Below are 19,090 nucleotides of genomic sequence, written 5' to 3'. Positions count from 1 at the left end.
GGCTTAATTTACTCCCGCCTGAATAAGGTCATGCATACTGATCACACCGATCACTTTTTTGGTGTCATCCACCACCACAAACTGGTTAATTTTTCTCTCATGCATTTTTTCCAATGCTTCTACCGCACGGGCTTCCTGAGAGATGGTGAACGGATTTTTAGTCATCACCTCAGAAACCGCCAGATTGACATCAAAACCCTGTTGCTGGTCAATCATGCGACGTAAGTCACCATCAGTGAAAATACCCAATAAGGTGTCATGCTCATCAACGATCGTCGTTAAACCAAGACGCTTATCCGAGATTTCATAGAGCACCTTGTTCATCGGTGTATCAGGACGTACCTTGGGTAACTCTGAACCTGTATGCATCAAATGCTTCACATGCAACAGCAAACGTTTCCCCAATGCGCCTGCCGGATGCGAACGCGCAAAGTCATCTGCGGTAAAGCCACGTGCTTCCAGTAGCGCAACCGCCAAAGCATCACCAAGCACCAGTGTTGCAGTTGTGCTTGAGGTGGGCGCCAAGCCTAGAGGGCACGCTTCGTCAGCAGCACCCAGTGTTAATGCCACATCCGCATTTTGTGGCATTGGCCCTTTATCATCACGGCTAATCGTGATTAATGGCACACCTAAATGCTTGATCAATGGCATCAACATCATGATTTCATCACTCTTGCCCGAGTTTGAAATCGCAATAAGTACATCGCCACGCACCAGCATGCCCAGATCGCCATGCCCCGCTTCACCTGGATGCATAAAAAATGAAGGTGTACCTGTCGATGCAAAGGTTGCTGCCATTTTACGACCGATATGACCCGATTTCCCCATCCCCGTAATGACCACACGACCTTGGCATTGCAATAATATTTCACATGCACGATCAAAATGTTGATTAATCTGGGTGGCAAGCACTTCAATCGCTTGCTGTTCAATACGCAGGGTTTCGAGTGCGCTTTTCTGGAAATTTATGGCGTGTGACATATGAGTTTGACTCAAAATAATACTCTATCTACCAATCGGCAGATGATTTTAATCAAAAGAATGAAGGCGATTCTAACATAACTGTGAATTCTGCACGTTTCTAAATGTATAAGTTTTCATGAAAAATGGAGAGAAATAACTCAAAACCATTAGTCAACTCAGTGATCAAAGATAGTGCCATAAAGCGAAGGAAAATATATTTCAATCGCTTATTTTACCGTGATTACCAACTTACCTGAACATTCCGAATTTCCTTATCTGAATATGCAACTACATTTGCCTGCCCTGAATTTTCAGAAAAAGAAGTACTAGAAACATAGTACTGGAAACCAGAGCCAAGTTGTTGCTGAGCCAATTCCTTAGCTTTCTTTTCTGACTCACTACCTTGTAAGAAAATAAACATTCCGATCATAAAAATAAACAGGAAGGTTGCAGACAGATAAGCTGACAAAGGTCTATCCGTTGCATAGCCTGCTTGAGCTAATCGTCTCAATGCATGGGGAGAGGAAAGCTGACGATAAATCCAGATCATAAAGTAGAGAAAGAACGTCATGAACAGGAAAAAAACTATCGCAGACCACGTATTTAATTTTATTTGTAGTTTTAATAGGTCAAAAGGCATCAATAGGATTGCACGTATAACAATCCCAATAAACATGATAAAGAAGAATACACTCAACCATCGTGCTATACGTGCTGTCTTGACACTGCCCTTTAGAAGAAGAATACCAACAATCACAGCGAATATATTAAAACTGGATGAGTAACCAATTTGATTGATAATGCAATAAATCATCAAAATAATATCAAGAACACCGATGACCAGAAGTGCAACACCTACTTTTTTAGGGTATCCGGAATTTCTGGTTGATAAAATGCCAAAGATGTAAAGAAGAAAATCTTTCTCAGCGGATTATCTGATTGATCCTCTTCAGCCTACTCTACTGCCAATTTTCTGTTTCCACCTTCGCCTGAGTCTTCATAGCGATGCTGACTAGGGAGGACAGCGAGAGCTGGGCAAGCGTCAAAGCGGTTCTGGTTCATGCGCAATCCGGACACCTGCACAACATTCCTCTTGTAAGAAACCGATCAAATTCTCTAGGTGCCCATACTCGGATATACAGACAATCGTGCGGCTATGTTTCTCCTGCCGGATCAGCCCTACCTTGGCCATGCGCGCAAGGTGATGTGATAGCGTCGAAGCAGGAATACCCAGCCCCTTCTGGATATCTCCGACCGAAGCCCCATCATGGCCAGCTTTGACCAGAAAGCGGAACACGGACAGTCGGTGACTATTCCCTAGCTCAGCTAAGCTGGCTGCAACCTTTTCGTGATCCATAGCACGCCCCAATAATTCGATGTTTCTAGAATTATAGTTGACAGGTCGGATAAACGCAAGTAGGCTGCGTACATCATTTCGACAATACTAGAAATATAGGAGTAATATTGAATGTCATCTCAACTCCAAGACGCTCTAGGCATGTTCGCCTTTCTCGCTATCGAGCTATCGGTTTTATTCATTGGCATTAGCTTGCTGGTCGGAGTTCTTCAACGTCACATCCCACCATCCAAGGTGGAAGCGTTACTGACTTCCAGTGGGAAGCGAGGCTATTTTCTTGCTGCTGGTTTAGGAGCTATAACGCCCTTCTGTAGTTGCTCGACTATCCCCATGTTGAAAGGGTTGATTCGGGCACGGGCCGGTTTTGGGCCGATGATGGTGTTTCTTTTCTCATCTCCGTTGCTGAATCCTATCGTCGTCGGCCTGCTGGTTGCCACGTTTGGATGGACACTTACTGCTATCTATGTGCTCGCCGCTTTGGTGGTCGCGGTAGGTGCCGGATGGCTGCTTCACACGCTTGGCTTCGAGCGTTATGTGCGCCGGACGGCGACACAAGAGAGCAGTGGATGTAGTTCATCAGCAAGCCCGTGCAGTGCTACATCGACCGCATCGAGTTGCGGCACCAACAGCTGCGACACCACTCCGAAGACGGCTTCTTGCGGGGCTGATAGGAAGACAACAGTCTCTACGTCTAGCGAATGCTGTGACAGTCAACCCACTGTCACGGTTAAGAAAGAAGGGAAGTACAGTGGTGTGTGGCGGGAAGCTTGGTCGGACTTTATCGATGTGTTGCCTTACCTGCTCATCGGTATTGCGATTGGCAGCGTGATCTATGGTTTCATGCCCACTGACTTATTGGAGCAGTATGCAGGCCCAGATAATCCCTTTGCCATTCCAGTTGCCGCTGTCATCGGCGTGCCGTTGTATATTCGCGCTGAAGCCGTCATACCTCTGGCAGCGGCTCTGATGGCCAAAGGCGTGGGTGCCGGGACGGTGCTAGCGTTGATCATCGGCAGTGCCGGAGCCAGCCTGACTGAGCTCATTCTGTTGCGCTCTTTGTTCACGCTGAAGCTTTTAGCGGCGTTTTTAGCAGTCATTTTTGCTATGGCGATGATTGCCGGTTACGCCACCTACCTGTTTTTCTGATCAAGGCGGGAGATGATTAATTCGTTAAGCCTTCCTGGGTACCAGTTGGTGGATTCTGATGAGCAGAATGAAGACATACATTTTCGGCTTGAAGCACCTACACCAGTAGCCTGCGAGGGGTGCGGCGTGCAGGGTGAGTTCGTGCGGTTCGGCAAGCGTGACGTTCCCTATCGTGATCTGCCCATCCACGGCAAGCGGGTCACTCTCTGGGTGGTCCGCCGCCGATACACCTGCCGGGCCTGCAAGACAACATTCAGGCCCCAGCTACCGGAGATGGTGGACGGATTCCGTATGACACTGCGGCTGCATGAGTACGTGGAGAAGGAATCCTTCAACCACCCCTACACCTTTGTGGCGGCACAGACCGGCCTGGACGAGAAGACGGTGCGCGACATCTTCAACGCCCGCGCCGAGTTCCTGGGGCGCTGGCACCGCTTCGAGACGCCCCGCATCCTGGGCATTGACGAGCTATACCTGAACAAGCGCTACCGCTGCATTCTGACCAACATTGAGGAGCGAACCCTGCTCGACCTGCTGGCCACCCGCCGCCAGGACGTGGTGACCAACTACCTGATGAAGCTGAAAGACCGGCAGAAGGTCGAGATCGTCAGCATGGACATGTGGAACCCCTACCGGGCAGCGGTCAAGGCTGTGCTGCCCCAGGCCCGTATCGTGGTCGATAAGTTCCATGTGGTGCGCATGGCCAACGATGCCCTAGAGAGAGTGCGCAAGGGCCTCAGAAAGGAGCTGAAACCGTCCCAGAGCCGGACTCTCAAGGGAGACCGGAAAATCCTGCTGAAACGCGCTCACGAAGTCTCAGACCGGGAGCGCCTCATCATGGAGACCTGGACAGGCGCGTTCCCGCAACTGCTGGCCGCCTACGAGCACAAGGAGCGCTTCTACGGCATCTGGGACGCCACCACACGGCTCCAGGCAGAAGCCGCCCTGGACGAGTGGATAGCCACCATCCCGAAGGGCCAAAAGGAAGTCTGGAGCGATCTGGTCAGGGCAGTGGGAAACTGGCGCGAAGAGACCATGACCTACTTCGAGACGGACATGCCCGTCACCAACGCTTACACGGAGTCCATCAACCGACTGGCCAAGGACAAGAACCGTGAAGGGCGCGGTTACTCCTTCGAGGTGATGCGGGCACGAATGCTCTACACCACGAAGCACAAGAAGAAGGCACCGACTGCGAAGGTCTCTCCTTTCTACAAGAAAACCATCGGTTACGGACTGCCGGACTTCGCAGAGGAACTCAACTACGGAGTCGATCTATCAACCATCTGATAATGGTATCAGGTTGGTGGGGTAAAGGTGCCCCATCAACCATTAAATCCGTATACCCCTTTTTTAAAAGGGTTCTCTGTAGAAAACATATCGTTCTTAGCCGCTGAAATTTCTAAACATCTTGACTCGTATTAAATTCATTTTCAAATAAATTTGCTTCTATACAATACCTTGCTTTCAGCTTGATTCAACGAATGATTCACTATTGAAATTTATTAAGCCCTAAAACAGAATTTAGTCGTTCCAACCCACATCCAGCTAATCATCTTTTTTTCTGCTGATAACTTTATGAAATATGGTGCATACGTTATGATGAATAACGATTTTTGTAGAGTGTTTGAAAACCCTTATGCAACCTTTTGTTCTATATAACTCTGAGCAACGTAAAAAAGTTGAATTTGTCCCACGCAAAGAAGGTCAAATCGATATGTATGTCTGTGGTATGACGGTTTACGATTACTGTCATATCGGGCACGCTCGGGTTATGGTTGCATTTGACTACATCATTCGCTTCTTGCGTAGCCAAGGCTGGAAAGTTCGCTATATTCGCAACATTACCGACATTGATGACAAGATCATTGCGCGTGCCAACGAAAATGGTGAAAGCATTCAGCAGCTCACGGCACGTTTTATCGATGCCATGAATGAAGATGCAGCCAACCTAGGCTGTGCGGCACCAGATGAAGCACCCAAAGCAACTGAATATATTGATCAGATGCAAAGCATGATTAACACCTTGGTCGATAAAGGTGCTGCTTACCCTTCCAGCAATGGCGATGTTTATTTTGAAGTCAGCAAATTCGACAAATACGGTCGTCTATCTGGCCGTAAACTGGAAGACATGCAAGCGGGTGCGTCTGAACGTGTGGATGTCGAAGTTGAAAAGAAACATCCCTTTGACTTTGTGCTGTGGAAACATGCCAAAGAAAATGAACCTGCATGGGCTTCACCTTGGGGCAATGGCCGTCCAGGCTGGCATATTGAATGTTCTGCGATGTCTACTTGCTGCCTAGGCAATCATTTCGATATTCATGGTGGTGGTTCAGATCTGATGTTCCCGCATCATGAAAACGAAATCGCACAAAGTGAAGCCTCAACTGGCGAACAATATGTGAATTACTGGATGCATGTCGGTTTCATCAATGTCGATGGCGAGAAAATGTCTAAGTCTTTAGGCAACTTCTTTACCATTCGCGATGTGATGGAGAAGTTCCATCCGGAAGTGATTCGCTACTTTATTGTGTCGTCGCATTATCGCAGTCCAGTTAACTTCTCTGATGTAGCATTAAAAGAAGCAAAAACAGCACTCAGCCGTTTCTATCACTCTTTTAAAGCCTATCAGCAAGTCTATGGTCAAAAAACGATTGAGACTTTAGAACAAAACTTTGTGGAACGCTTTAACAATGCAATGTGCGATGATTTCAATACTGCTGAAGCCATGGCAGTCCTGTTTGAACTCAATAAAGAACTCAACCGTGCGGTGAAAGAAGAGCAAGCGGAACAGGCAACGGCTCTTTACTCTACCCTGCGTCATTTAACCCATATTCTGGGTCTGGTTCAACATGATGTAGATGAGTTCCTGAAATCGGATATTGGTCAGGAAGCCTTAAGCCTCTCTGATGCTGATATTGAAGACTTCATTCAGCAACGCGTTGATGCGAAAAAAGCCAAAGACTTTGCCAAAGCTGATGGTATTCGCCAGTCTTTACTTGATCAGGGTGTAGTTTTGGAAGATACACGCCAAGGTACAATCTGGCGACGTGCTGATTAATTCAACACTTAGCACATTAGAGAGTTGACAGTTGAATGAAACTCTCTATAATGCGTCCTATTGCGGGAATAGCTCAGTTGGTAGAGCATAACCTTGCCAAGGTTGGGGTCGCGAGTTCGAGTCTCGTTTCCCGCTCCAAATTCAAAAAAGCCCTTATCGAAAGATAAGGGCTTTTTTTATTAATATATTTAAATGCCCAGCCCCGATAACCAACAATATATACATACTTTTGATCCAGCACTATTGAAATCCTGATTTCAACAGTGCCTAGAGCATAGATATTAATTTTTATGTTTAGAGAACCGGTAACCCTGATCACATAACGCGGCAACCACAACAAAGACTGCTGCCGTAATTAAAATCATGATGACACTGACTGTTGAATGTGTTGGCGATGCTGCAACCATGCTCAACGCACCTAATGGAGCCAATCCACCCGCAATAGCCGTACCAATTTCTCGGCTAGAACTCACGCCAGTAGAGCGATTCTCCACTGAAAATTGTCGGCATAAAAATGAGCTCTGCGAAGCAAACATCATGGGTGCCAAAATACCGGTTCCTATCGCAATTGCCACATAGATAAAGGTATCCTGACCTGTCTCCAGTAATTTCATAAATGGATATGCAAATAATAGTGATAAAAGCCCACCTAAGATCAGAACTTTTTTACTACTCCAGTAATCGCATAGCCACCCAAACAATGGCACAGTGACAATGGCGACCAAACTGGCAATGGTAATCGACAAGGAAGTAACATGGGCTGTTACCCCTTTAAACTGTGTCAAATAAGCCAATGAGAAGGTTTTAAAAATATAGCTGAGCGCGTTATATCCAATTGCGACAATCAAAACCACCAAGATGCCTTTTAGATTCGCCTTCAGTAAACTTTTAAAAGGATTTTCAGTTCTAATTTCTGAATCATCATTAATTTTTTGTTCAAAATCTGGCGTTTCAGGTAAATTTTTTCTGACCCAAATTCCGACAAGTACCAATACAAAGCTGAGTAAAAATGGAATACGCCAACCGCCATTTAATAAAAACTCATCCCCATTTAAAGTGAGTAGGAAAATAGTGAGTGAGGATAATAATAAGCCTAAATTCAGACCCAATGCTGGCCAAGCGCCCTGACGACCACGTTTTTCATCTGATGCATGCTCATAGGAGGTAATTGCCGCTCCGGCAAACTCTGCTCCTGCACCCAGCCCCTGAATAATCCGGAAAAAAACTAACAGGATCGGCGCCCAAATCCCAATCGTGTCATAACTGGGAATTAAACCGATAAAAACGGTACATAAGCCCATAAGCAAAAAGGTAATGTAAAGCATTTTCTTACGACCATAACGATCGCCAAAAAAACCAAAAAATATACCGCCAAATGGTCGGGCAATAAATCCGATTGCAAAGGTTGCAAAGGCCGCGATTGCTGCTGTACTCGGATCAGATTTATCAAAAAAAACTTTACTAAAAACAATAGAGGCCATCGTGGCATATAAGTAGAAGTCGTACCATTCCAACATTGAACCCACAATGGTCGCTGTGGCCACTTTCTTTAGACGTTTGGCTTTTTCTTGTTCTGTTTCATAAACATTTTGCATATTGATAATCCTTTATTTAAGGCACATGACCCCTATCGCCTATAGTTTCCATCTATAAGACAGGTCATCATTCAAGCGGATAATTAAAAGTAAAAAGACGCGCTAATCTGAAGATCAACAATGGATAAGCATATCGGGATTCAACTCATCACAACGATTCACACCTAACATTGCCATATTGCGATCGACTTCATCACGTAACAGGTTAATCGCATGCGCAACCCCTGCATCCCCTGCCACAGCGGCTGCATAATTAAAAGGTCGTCCAACGAAGACCATCTTTGCTCCTAATGCGATGGCTTTGAGCACATCTGATCCCCGTCTGAAACCACTATCAATCATGACCGGATAATCGGAACCTAATGCCTGAACCACATCCGGTAAAATTCGCATCGGTGAAGTGGCACCATCCAGCTGACGACCACCGTGATTAGATAAAATGATGCCATCTGCCCCCATGTCTTTGGCAAGACGGGCATCTTTAACACTGAGCACGCCTTTAATCACCAAATTTCCTTGCCAATACTCACGGATCTGCTTGAAATGTTCCCAGTTCAAATGATCTCTGGCAGAAAAATCACGAAGCACATTTGCAGATAAGATCGGTGCACCTCTTGTGGCAAAGGAGTTTTCAAAATGAGGCATTCCATGCTGCATCAGTGTCCGGCAAAAAGTCCCAAATAACCAGGAAAGCCGGGTCAGCCCATCCCAAGCCAAACGTAAACTTGGGCGCAGGGGCGTCGAAAAACCTGTACGCACATTATTTTCACGATTGGCAGAAACAGGGATATCCACCGTGATCACCAAGGTCTGAAAACCTGCATGCTTTACCCGCTCCAGCAAGGCCAAAATACGTGCGGTATCCCCGGGAAGATAAGCTTGAAACCATGTATCTGGTGCAGCTTTTGCTACAGTTTCCAACGGAATCAAGGATGAACCACTCATAATTGAAACAATATTGGCAGCCTGTGCAGCCCGTGCTAACACTACATCTCCCCGATAAGTTGACAATGCATTTAAGCCCATGGGTGCGATGCCAAACGGAGCGTGATAGGTCTTTCCAAACAGTTCTACTTTTTGATCTCGCCGAGAAACATCTGTCAAGACCTGCGTGATAAAACGATAATCTTTAAAAACTGTACGATTATCCTGCAGGCTCGTATTATCTTCTGCCGCGCCAGCAATATAACCAAAGATCGGTCGAGGGAGTTTTCGACGTGCTTTTGCCTCAAAATCCTGTAAACATAAAATATCGTCCAGAATTTTAGGCTGGTGCTTAGAAGGCATCGCTTCTGCCTGAATATTTTGCTTATTTACGTCCATACATCGCTCATCCATATTCCACTATCTACTTTATAGTGATAGAGCAACATAAAGAAAAGCGATATTATTTAAACAAGGTTATTCGGAAAAATCGAACAATGTCATCTCCGACCATCAAGCAACTGGAAGCTTTTTACTGGGCTGCAACATGTGATAATTTTGCAATCGCAGCACAACGCCTGCATATCTCTGTTTCATCGTTATCTCAAAGAATTCATGAATTAGAGTGTATTTTAGATCATCAACTGTTTGATCGACGTGGCCATCGAGCGGTTTTAACCGAGGATGGAGAACGTCTTTTAAGCATGGCCAGTAATGTGCTTGAAGCCGTCATCACCCTACAAACCACCTTTACGAATCAACACAAAGGCTTAAATGGAAGACTAAAGTTTGGTGTGGGCGAATTATCCGCACTGACCTGGTTACCTAAATTTATTGCCATTGCCCAGAAACAGCACCCTCTATTACACCTAGAACCCTATGTAGATGTAGGTGCAGTGCTTGAACAGAAATTAGATGCAGGAGAACTCGATTTTGCCATCATGGCGGGCCGGTCTTCTAAAAGCAGTATTCTCTCTCAGTCCATTACCAAAGCTGATTTTGTATGGATGATCGCCGAGTCTTTACTCGATCAGGACTCACCCCAAGATTTAATCAGTCTATTAACTCAACATACACTGGTTACCCTACCCGCTGGTGCGGGAACAACCCGTATTCTGGATGACTGGCTATTAAGCCAAAATATTCATGAAATTAAACGTATTACCTGTAATAACTGGAGTGCTGTTGCCGGCATGATTCGAGAAGGTGTTGGGATTGGTTTTTTACCCAAAGGCTGGATGGAAAATGGTGCAGATTCCACACTGATTCAACTTGAAAGTCACCCTCCACTCCCCTCACTGCATTATGCTTTTCAGTGGAGACGTGGCGATATTCGAAATATTATTCCAACCATGCAAATATTAGTACGTGAACACATCAATTTTTCCCTAAGACCGAATGATATTTTATAACACCTGTTATCTATATAAATCTTTTTCTTAATATACTTATTAAAAAAAATAAACAGTTTGTTCTGTACACCAACTGTTATGATCGCCTCACAAAAATTAAACAGAGGGTAAAATTAATATGGCCACACCTTATATTGTCGTTGGCTGCCCGACCACTGGCGGCGGGCAAGTTATATCAGGCAACAGTATGTTCCAGATCGAAGGTATTCCTATCGCCTGTGTTGGTGATAAGGCGACATGTCCTAAACATAAAACGGTTGCTACGATTATTTCTGGTGATCCTCATATGCAAATCTTTGGTAAAGCTGCAGCGCGAGTTAATGACTCACTATCATGTGGGTGTAAACTATTACCAAAACAAAGCTTAGTTGTTCAAAATAATGGCTCTTCCGTTGGTACATCAAACTCGTCATCTTCAGCTAAAACATCGCAGCAACCAATATCAGATAATTTTTATGAAGATAAAGGGAAATACGAAAATTACTACATTGAACGCCAGAAAACTGAATATATTAAATTTAAAACTGTCGTTACACCCTATGATGAAGACAGAAAAAGTGCCAAAGGAGTAATGTCCCAAGTGCTATCTGGTACAGCTGATTTTGTTTTAGACTACAACTTAACTGGAAGGAAGCTGTTCATTAGTGTTTCTATGATTCCTCCGCGCTTAAAAAATGATGCGACAATACTTCCATTCGGTACTATTAATGTTTATCACGAAGGGAAGAAACTTAATCAGATTGCATTAAGTGTTGGGCAAGGTTTTTGGGATACGTCGAGAGAAAAAGAGCCTGTGGGTTCATGTACAATCGAGTTGCCTGAACCGAATCTTCAACTTGTAACCGTTGAACTAATTGCTGGATATAGGGCTAAATTTGATGGTGGCCTTATAATTCCAATGCCCCCAACCACAACTTTTAAATTCACCCTTAATTCAGCAACTAGGCTAGTAAAATGATTAAAAATATTACCTTACCAGTATTTATATTCTGTGCCTTAGGCCTTTTAGCATGTAATAAACCGGCAAATAGCATTGAACCTTCAGATATATCAACTAAACAAAATCATTCGGAAAAGGTTGCTAAACTCAACACCAAAGATCAAGCAATTGTAAATGAGTACAATCAGGCAACGGATCTTATTACAACAGGTGATTTAGAGGGGTTTCAAAAGCAGATCAAAGGCCTCATTCCAAAAATCAAATCAATCTCTGATGATAAGCAACGCAACAAAATTCTAATGAATATTTATACTCAGTTAAAAATGAACCAAGAAGCATTGGATCTAAATGAACAACTTTTGAAAAATAATCCTTCATATGATAAGCAAGAATTTCAATGCTTTCTTTTAAAACGTCTCGATAAGAATGAAGGTCTACCACAATGTTATGAAACTGCAGCGAAATTAATCAAAATTGAATTGGATAAGCCTGAGATCAAGAACAGCCCTGAATATCCATATTCAGAATGGTCATATTACTTTTTCATGTATCAAGCAGGTCATCATGAATACAAAGATAAAATGACAAAGCTGATAAAATCCACAACTGACCCTAAAATCAAATCAGATTTACAGACTGCTTTTAATGAGGAAGTCTTAAGCAAATAAACAATGTAACCAAATGCCAATTCCTAAAAATTGGCATTTTTTGGTTTCTATATTTTTCAATAACTTATAATTTTTTGTTTAAGGTATTTACGTGGCCGTTGCCCAATAATACCAATCAGAATCATGGTCATTCAAAAATAAACGGCTTCTTATGTACTTTTTTCCGATTTTTGAACGCACGAATTAAGTATCTTGCACTGCTTTGGCACTTTTATAATTATTTAAATTTCATCTTCCAGCAGTTTCCCAACTCATCGTAATACCCAACCCTTCTGCAACCCCAAGTATTACATCTACAATCACACAATAGCGCTGCTCTCATTCTTCGAGCCTGATAAGACCCTAGATTTACAGCAAGCCCTTTGATGTGTAAACCCCAAAGTCTGTAGTTTGTCAGCCTTCGTATATTTACGTTATTTATCAATCATTCGTAATTTCCCCACAGACTAAGGTTGAAAAAGTTTACACACTTCATAATATGTAATATTATAACATTACATTAACTATAGAGAACCATAATGAAAGTCTGCTCATCCCTTAAAAGTGCCAAACGCCGTAGTGCTGATTGCCAGATTGTAAAGCGTCGTGGCAAGTTATTTGTGATCTGCAAATCAAATCCACGCTTCAAGGCAAGACAAGGTTAAGCTTGTCTTGCTTTACCAAAGGTTAAACAACCCTTACATTCCCTTACTTCCATTTCTTTTTAAAATCTAATAACTTGGATATCAATACTTTCCAATAAGGTTCTATCCAAGATGAAAAAATCAATTATTGCCATTTCTCTAGCATCGGTTTTCCTTGTAGCGTGTAACAAGGCAGAAACACCAAAAACTGACGAGCAAACCCCTCCAGCTGCAACCACAACAGAAACAACGCATGAAGCTGTTGATAGTGCGCACACAGCGGAAAACTCACTCGACTGGAATGGTACTTATAAAGGTGTCCTTCCTTGCGCTGACTGCGAAGGTATTGAGACAGAGGTTGAACTAAATCTAGATAAGACTTATGAATTAAAAGAAAAATATTTAGGCAAAGGTGATGGTAAAACCTTCGAAAGCAAAGGTAGCTTCACCTTTGATAGCAAAAATACCTCAGTCATCACCTTGGATAAAGCCGGTGATGGTCGTAAATATTTCGTTGCTGAAGGTTACCTGAAAGCTTTAGATACCGAAGGTAAAGAAATTACAGGTGAATTGGCAAGCAAATACGAGCTAAAAAAAGAAGCTGAATAAGCCTTAAATAATATTAAAAAGCCCATTTGATGAAGTGGGCTTTTTAATCGACAATAAAAAACCCAGTCAAAATGACTGGGTTTTTTTAGAAGATACGAATTACTTCGCAGCAGCTTGAGCAGCAGCAACTTCTTCTGCAAAGCTCATTTCAGCTTTCTTCTCAATACCTTCACCCACTTCGAAACGAACGAATTGAGCGACAACAGTACCAGTCGCTTTCAATACATCAGCAACTTTCTTATCATTGTCGATAACATACATTTGACGATCAAGAGCAACTTCGTTCAAGTATTTTTCAACTGAACCAGTTACCATTTTCTCAACGATGTTCGCTGGTTTACCAGATTCTAATGCTTTCGCTTCAGCAATTTCTTTCTCTTTAGCGATCAAGTCAGCTGGAACAGCTTCTGCATTTACCGCAACTGGGTTGAACGCAGCAACGTGCATTGCAATACCTTTACCAGTGTCAGCATCACCTGTGTAAGAAACAACAACACCGATTTTTAAACCGTGCTTGTAAACAGCCAAGTTTTCGCCTTCAACGATTTGAGCACGACGAACCTGAATGTTTTCACCGATTTTTTGAACAAGTGCAACACGCGCTTCTTCTACAGTTGAACCGTCTTCAAGTTTAAGTTCAGCAATTTTCGCAGCATCAGTTTCGTTTGCAGCAAGTGCAGCAGCAGCAACTTTATCAGAGAAGTTTTTGAAGTTTTCGTCTTTTGCAACGAAGTCAGTTTGACAGTTAACTTCAACAAGAATCGCTTTGTTGCCTTCTTGGATGATTGTGATCGCGCCATCAGCTGCAATGTTACCTGCTTTTTTAGCAGCTTTTGCTTGACCTGATTTACGAAGGTTGTCAATCGCAAGTTCGACGTCACCACCAGCTTCTGTTAATGCTTTTTTGCATTCCATCATTGCAAGACCAGTACGGTCACGTAATTCTTTTACCATGCTTGCAGTAATTGCAGTCATGTTGTTCTCCTAAAATCGGTAGAAAATAAATCTGTTCAACAAAAACGGCCCAAAGAATCTCTGGGCCGTTTGCAATCTCGACGCTTTAATTTGCCACCATTACATGTCGCAAAAATGACAAGCTTGCGTCAAAACGCATTAAGCCTCAGAAGCGTCTTTAGCAGCGTCGTCGCCTTTTGCTTGTGCATTTGCTTGTGATTGAGCATATTCTTTACCAGCAAGAATCGCATCAGCCATAGCAGAAGCATACAAAGTTACTGCACGGATCGCATCGTCGTTACCCGGAATAACGTAATCAACGTTGTCTGGGTTAGAGTTTGTATCAACGATACCGATTACAGGAATACCTAAGTTTTTCGCTTCTTTGATTGCAATCGCTTCGTGATCTACGTCGATTACAAATAATGCGTCAGGTAAACCACCCATGTTTTTAACGCCGCCTAAAGCACGTTCAAGTTTTTCCATCTCACGAGTACGCTCTAAAGCTTCACGTTTAGTAAGCTTAGCAAAAGTACCGTCTTGAGATTGAGTTTGAAGATCTTTTAAACGGTTGATAGATTGGCGAAGTGTTTTCCAGTTCGTCAACATACCACCTAACCAACGGTGATCTACATATGGTTGACCAGCGCGTTGAGCTTGTTCACGGATGATGTTAGAAGCAGCTCGTTTTGTACCAACGAATAATACTTTGTTCTTTTTGCTCGCTAGGTTGTTAACGAAGTTCAAAGCATCATTTAACGCAGGAACAGTGTGCTCAAGGTTGATGATGTGAATTTTGTTACGCGCGCCAAAAATGTATTGACGCATTTTTGGGTTCCAGAAACGAGTTTGGTGACCAAAGTGTGCGCCTGCTTGAAGAAGGTCGCGCATGCTTACGTTGTAATCTGCCATTTTCTTTACCTTAAAGTTTGGGTTAGGCCTCCATATATCCGCATTCTCCACCTATTGCTAGGCACCCAGAGTAATGTGTCGATATATGTGCGGATTTTTTTACGACTATAATTATCAGATAATTTCGTAAAATATATTCACGAAAAGCATTTGATAAAATAGGCGGCTATTTATACCATAGACGCTTGCAAATTACCAAAAGTTTTTAGAGATCATGAATACAACTTATACAGCCCCTCGTCGATTAATCAAAACACCTGAAGAAATTGAAAAGATGCGTGTTGCTGGCAAATTGGCGGCTGAAGTTCTAGACATGATTAAACCGCATATTAAAGCGGGCGTGAGCACACTAGAACTCGATACCATCTGTCGCAATCACATTGAAAATGTTCAGCAAGCAATTCCTGCCTGTGTCGGCTACGGCGCAGCACCAGGTCGCCCTGCTTTCCAGCATTCTATTTGCACTTCGGTCAACCATGTGGTTTGTCACGGTATTCCGTCTGAAAATAAAATCTTAAAGAACGGCGATATTCTTAACATCGATGTAACAGTCATTAAAGATGGTTATCACGGCGATACCAACATGATGTATATCGTGGGCGGTGAAACCTCTATTCTTGCAAACCGCTTGTGTTCAGTGGCCCAAGAAGCTATGTATCGCGGCATGGCCACGGTAAAAGACGGTTCATATCTGGGTGATGTCGGTTATGCCATTCAACAATATGTAGAATCTGAGCGTTTCAGTGTCGTGCGTGAATATTGTGGTCATGGTATCGGCAATGTCTTCCATGATGAACCACAAGTTTTGCATTATGGGCAAAAAGGCACCGGTATGCGTCTGGAAGCAGGCATGACCTTTACTATTGAACCAATGGTCAACGCAGGTGTTTGGCAAACCAAGCTTTTAGGTGATAAGTGGACCGTTGTCACAAAAGATCACAAATTGTCGGCTCAATATGAACATACGATTTTGGTAACCAAAACTGGTATCGAAGTATTAACCGCACGTCCTGAAGAAGATTTATCTCGTTTTATGTAATTTATTTTCTTTAATTTTTTTAGAAAAAAGTCACTTCGGTGGCTTTTTTTATATCTTCATAATTTCTTCATCAATTTATCTAAATCAAACAAATTTTTTCATAAGCATAACAATTATAAATTTTAACTAAACAAAGTAGATCTAAAAAAGAGTTATCGTGGGCGCAAGAAAAATCCTTACAAACTTTAGGACATGGAGTCCCAAGATGATGAAGAAGTCATTTGCTTGCCTGCTTACAGGCTTATGTGCCCTACCAACAATTACTTTTGCAGACTCACCATATTTCAGTCTAAAAGATGGCGATGGGTTTAAACGCTTTTCGGTTTCAGTCGGTGCTCTATATGTAAAACCAACAGGTAAAGCTCAACCAATTAAAGTTAACACAGCAGTTAAAGAAGGCGAACAAGCCAAAGTTGGCGATGTTTCAATAAAAACCGTTAAAGATAGTATCTCCAAAGATATGGACCCCAATCTGTCAACAGTTTTCATTAATTTTTTAGATGGTTTGGGAAAAGAAACGTTGCCCGGCTCATTAAGTGGTAATGCTGAAATCTATGGTTTAGATGAATGGAATAATCCTGGTACGGGACTGGAAGCTGATGATGTAATGACCTTGGGCATTATGACCAACTATTTTTTCACAGATAATGTTTCATTTGAAGTAAAAGCAGGTATTCCACCAAAAGTTGATATCCAAGGTAAAGGGCAAATTTATGCACCATTAACAGCAAAAGCTCACCCATCTATTGATCTTCCAATTATAGGAGGTATCGGCCTCCCTTCAATTGACTTAGAAAAGCAAATTTTTATTACTGACCTTGAATCGCATGGTACAGCAGCAACAGCTCGCGCATGGACTCCAGCTTTTGAATTCCAATATCATTTCGGCAAAACAGGCGTTAATAAATTCCGGCCTTATGTGGGGCTAGGATTAATGTATGCTTATTTCAATGATCTCAAGATTAATTCTGAAATTGAGCGCGATTTAGTCAACGCTGGACATATGATTGTCAATATCAAAGATGGTAAAGCTGGTGCTGCTTTGGACCAAAAAACCAGCTCAGGAGATCCAAAAGTCAAATTAGAAGCTTCGGATGCATTTGCACCGATTGCCACAGCTGGTTTTACATATGACTTTAATGATCGTTGGTTTGCCGTTGGTTCTGTTTCTTATGCCCACCTGACTGGTGAAGCAACTATCACTGTTAACGATAATAAATATGGTGAACTTATTCGTGCAAAAACTGATATCGAGATTAATCCTATTTTAGGTTATGCAGGTGTCGGCTATCGTTTCTAAGCGACCTAGCTCATAAAAAAGCAGCCTTCGCTGCTTTTTTTATTTCCTGATATTTTTAATAGTAAACAATTTACTCAAACAAATAGAACGCTAATCTTTTTTTGAATCGAAATACAGACAGAAGTATTTTAAAATACTTTTCACTTATTTCTTGATCATAACAACAATGTCAAAGCCACAATTCTCAAAACAGTTGATCTATATGCTGATAGGAAGTGCACTGATCCTCGCACTTTCGCTGGGCGTACGTCATGGCTTCGGTTTATACCTGGTCCCGATGAGCGACGCATTTGGCTGGGGACACCATATTTTTAGTTTTGCCATTGCCTTACAAAACTTGATCTGGGGTGCAGCCCAACCCTTCACAGGTGCAATTGCCGATAAATATGGTACTAAAAAAGTAGTTGCAGCAGGCGGCGTACTCTATGCGATTGGCTTGGTGATGATGGCATTTAGCTCGACCGGAGTTCTGCTAAATCTTAGTTTGGGCCTTGTCATTGGACTGGCTTTATCTGCGACCTCATTTACAGTGCTGCTTTCAGCCGTTGGTCGTGCAGCTCCGCCAGAAAAACGCAGTATGGTAATGGGGATTGCCAGTGCAGCAGGATCATTCGGTCAATTTATCATGTTGCCATCCACCCTACTGTTACTCAAAAGTATAGGCTGGTCCTCCGCACTTTTAGTCAGTGCATTCGCGATTGCATTCATTGTCCCGTTGGCATGGTTATTAAAATCCCCTACTTCGACCGCACCGAAGGCACTGAATCAACCCAGTCTCGGCTTTAAACAGGTTCTTAACATTGCCAGCAAACATAAACCGTTCTGGTGGTTATCCTTAGGTTTTCTTGTCTGCGGCTTTCAGGTGGTATTCTTAGGAGTGCATTTACCGGGTTATTTAATTGATCATGGCTTTGATGCCACCACAGGCACCATATTTTTAGCACTGGTAGGCCTGTTCAATATTGTGGGGACCTATGGGGCTGGCTGGTTAGGTGATCGTTATTCAAAACCGAAACTGCTGATGTTGCTGTACGGCTTACGTGGCGTCGCCATCATTGCCTTCCTGTTATTACCATTGAGTATATTTACCGTTTATAGTTTTGGCATCATCATGGGGTTGCTGTGGCTTTCCACCGTGCCATTAACCAATGGTATTGTTGCCAATATGTTTGGCGTAAAATATTTATCGATGTTGAGTGGTATTGTGTTTTTTACTCACCAAATCGGTTCTTTTTTTGGAGGCTGGTTAGGAGGTATCAACCACGACATGACCGGCAACTACAATATGATCTGGCTTGCCTGCTTGCTATTAAGTGCTTTTGGTGTGGTGATTCATCTGTTCGTCAATGAAGAGGCCATTATTCATGACTAATCTCGAACGAAATTTTAAAATTTTACTGATGGGCTTTATTCTTGGTTTAATTAGTCTTTCAATTTTGATCTGGTTTCAAACGCCTGATCTATTTGAATATTTCAATCAGGCATTTTGTGCCCACTAAATACGTATTTCCAAGTTTCATACTTGTCATTGAATCATCAAAAATTTGTCATAAAACGATAAAATTTGCATGATTTAATGAAAAATAA

18 protein-coding genes and 1 tRNA gene are annotated in these 19,090 nt (G+C 42.8%); 12 read left to right on the top strand and 7 right to left on the bottom strand.

Annotation, left to right across the window (positions count from 1 at the left end; genetic code table 11):
• Positions 1-3 precede the first annotated feature (3 nt).
• The 3 genes from ACINWC323_RS10455 to ACINWC323_RS10465 form a co-directional block, all read right to left on the bottom strand.
• Complete coding sequence (locus ACINWC323_RS10455; protein WP_009510971.1) at positions 4-981, bottom strand: KpsF/GutQ family sugar-phosphate isomerase; 978 nt, start codon at positions 979-981, stop codon at positions 4-6.
• 223 nt (positions 982-1,204) lie between these two features.
• Positions 1,205-1,777: a hypothetical protein gene (locus ACINWC323_RS10460; RefSeq protein ID WP_009510861.1), complete on the bottom strand. Its 573-nt coding sequence runs from the start codon at positions 1,775-1,777 to the stop codon at positions 1,205-1,207.
• Positions 1,778-2,005: 228 nt separating this feature from the next.
• Positions 2,006-2,320, bottom strand: coding sequence for an ArsR/SmtB family transcription factor (locus tag ACINWC323_RS10465; RefSeq protein ID WP_008294929.1), 315 nt, complete (start codon positions 2,318-2,320; stop codon positions 2,006-2,008).
• Positions 2,321-2,431: 111 nt separating this feature from the next.
• Here ACINWC323_RS10465 and ACINWC323_RS10470 point away from each other — a divergent pair, with 111 nt between their 5' ends.
• The 4 genes from ACINWC323_RS10470 (at position 2,432) to ACINWC323_RS10485 (ending at position 6,665) form a co-directional block, all read left to right on the top strand.
• Positions 2,432-3,466, top strand: a complete 1,035-nt coding sequence (locus ACINWC323_RS10470; protein ID WP_000098298.1) for a permease — start codon at positions 2,432-2,434, stop codon at positions 3,464-3,466.
• Between the two features lie 12 nt (positions 3,467-3,478).
• Complete coding sequence (locus ACINWC323_RS10475) at positions 3,479-4,756, top strand: ISL3 family transposase (RefSeq protein ID WP_000610830.1); 1,278 nt, start codon at positions 3,479-3,481, stop codon at positions 4,754-4,756.
• A 349-nt stretch (positions 4,757-5,105) separates the two neighbouring features.
• On the top strand, positions 5,106-6,527 hold the full coding sequence (cysS, locus tag ACINWC323_RS10480; RefSeq protein WP_009511046.1) for a cysteine--tRNA ligase: 1,422 nt from the start codon (positions 5,106-5,108) through the stop codon (positions 6,525-6,527).
• Between the two features lie 62 nt (positions 6,528-6,589).
• Positions 6,590-6,665: transfer RNA gene (locus tag ACINWC323_RS10485), tRNA-Gly, on the top strand.
• A gap of 143 nt (positions 6,666-6,808) precedes the next feature.
• On the opposite strand, the gene ACINWC323_RS10490 is transcribed toward ACINWC323_RS10485, so the two are convergent.
• Together ACINWC323_RS10490 and ACINWC323_RS10495 are read right to left on the bottom strand one after the other, a co-directional pair.
• On the bottom strand, positions 6,809-8,122 hold the full coding sequence (locus ACINWC323_RS10490; protein WP_009510824.1) for an MFS transporter: 1,314 nt from the start codon (positions 8,120-8,122) through the stop codon (positions 6,809-6,811).
• Positions 8,123-8,236: 114 nt separating this feature from the next.
• On the bottom strand, positions 8,237-9,445 hold the full coding sequence (locus tag ACINWC323_RS10495; RefSeq protein ID WP_009511440.1) for an alpha-hydroxy acid oxidase: 1,209 nt from the start codon (positions 9,443-9,445) through the stop codon (positions 8,237-8,239).
• 98 nt (positions 9,446-9,543) lie between these two features.
• Between ACINWC323_RS10495 and ACINWC323_RS10500 the strand changes: the two genes are divergently transcribed.
• The 5 genes from ACINWC323_RS10500 (at position 9,544) to ACINWC323_RS10515 (ending at position 13,298) form a co-directional block, all read left to right on the top strand.
• The gene (locus tag ACINWC323_RS10500; RefSeq protein WP_009511255.1) at positions 9,544-10,458 is read left to right on the top strand and encodes a LysR family transcriptional regulator; all 915 of its coding nucleotides are present in this window, start codon (positions 9,544-9,546) and stop codon (positions 10,456-10,458) included.
• Positions 10,459-10,576: 118 nt separating this feature from the next.
• Positions 10,577-11,416 (top strand): PAAR domain-containing protein, encoded by an 840-nt coding sequence (locus tag ACINWC323_RS10505; RefSeq protein ID WP_009511147.1) that lies wholly within the window; start codon positions 10,577-10,579, stop codon positions 11,414-11,416.
• Positions 11,413-12,066 carry a hypothetical protein gene (locus ACINWC323_RS10510; protein WP_009510982.1) on the top strand — a complete coding sequence of 218 codons (654 nt, stop codon included), beginning with the start codon at positions 11,413-11,415 and terminating at the stop codon, positions 12,064-12,066. Before ACINWC323_RS10505 ends, ACINWC323_RS10510 begins: the two co-directional genes overlap by 4 nt.
• A 518-nt stretch (positions 12,067-12,584) precedes the next feature.
• A complete protein-coding gene (gene ykgO / locus ACINWC323_RS19720) occupies positions 12,585-12,710 on the top strand; it encodes a type B 50S ribosomal protein L36 (protein ID WP_005231541.1) in 126 nt (41 codons plus the stop codon).
• A gap of 111 nt (positions 12,711-12,821) precedes the next feature.
• The gene (locus ACINWC323_RS10515) at positions 12,822-13,298 is read left to right on the top strand and encodes a copper resistance protein NlpE (protein ID WP_009510699.1); all 477 of its coding nucleotides are present in this window, start codon (positions 12,822-12,824) and stop codon (positions 13,296-13,298) included.
• 99 nt (positions 13,299-13,397) lie between these two features.
• On the opposite strand, the gene tsf is transcribed toward ACINWC323_RS10515, so the two are convergent.
• Both tsf and rpsB read right to left on the bottom strand, forming a co-directional pair.
• Positions 13,398-14,273 carry a translation elongation factor Ts gene (gene tsf, locus ACINWC323_RS10520; protein WP_005287814.1) on the bottom strand — a complete coding sequence of 292 codons (876 nt, stop codon included), beginning with the start codon at positions 14,271-14,273 and terminating at the stop codon, positions 13,398-13,400.
• Positions 14,274-14,411: 138 nt separating this feature from the next.
• Positions 14,412-15,164, bottom strand: a complete 753-nt coding sequence (gene rpsB / locus ACINWC323_RS10525; RefSeq protein WP_004652723.1) for a 30S ribosomal protein S2 — start codon at positions 15,162-15,164, stop codon at positions 14,412-14,414.
• A gap of 214 nt (positions 15,165-15,378) precedes the next feature.
• Between rpsB and map the strand changes: the two genes are divergently transcribed.
• The 3 genes from map to ACINWC323_RS10540 all read left to right on the top strand — a co-directional run bounded on the left by map (position 15,379) and on the right by ACINWC323_RS10540 (position 18,875).
• Entirely contained in the window at positions 15,379-16,203 is an 825-nt protein-coding gene (gene map, locus ACINWC323_RS10530; protein ID WP_004773623.1) for a type I methionyl aminopeptidase, read from the top strand.
• Positions 16,204-16,408: 205 nt separating this feature from the next.
• Complete coding sequence (locus ACINWC323_RS10535; protein WP_009510881.1) at positions 16,409-17,503, top strand: OmpW/AlkL family protein; 1,095 nt, start codon at positions 16,409-16,411, stop codon at positions 17,501-17,503.
• A 166-nt stretch (positions 17,504-17,669) separates the two neighbouring features.
• Positions 17,670-18,875: an MFS transporter gene (locus ACINWC323_RS10540; RefSeq protein WP_009511003.1), complete on the top strand. Its 1,206-nt coding sequence runs from the start codon at positions 17,670-17,672 to the stop codon at positions 18,873-18,875.
• Positions 18,876-19,090: the final 215 nt, after the last annotated feature.

The sequence above is a fragment of the Acinetobacter sp. WC-323 genome (assembly GCF_000314615.1).
Lineage (GTDB): Bacteria > Pseudomonadota > Gammaproteobacteria > Pseudomonadales > Moraxellaceae > Acinetobacter > Acinetobacter courvalinii.
Note: the sequence above shows the minus strand (reverse complement) of the source record. Positions and strands in the feature narration are given on the sequence as shown.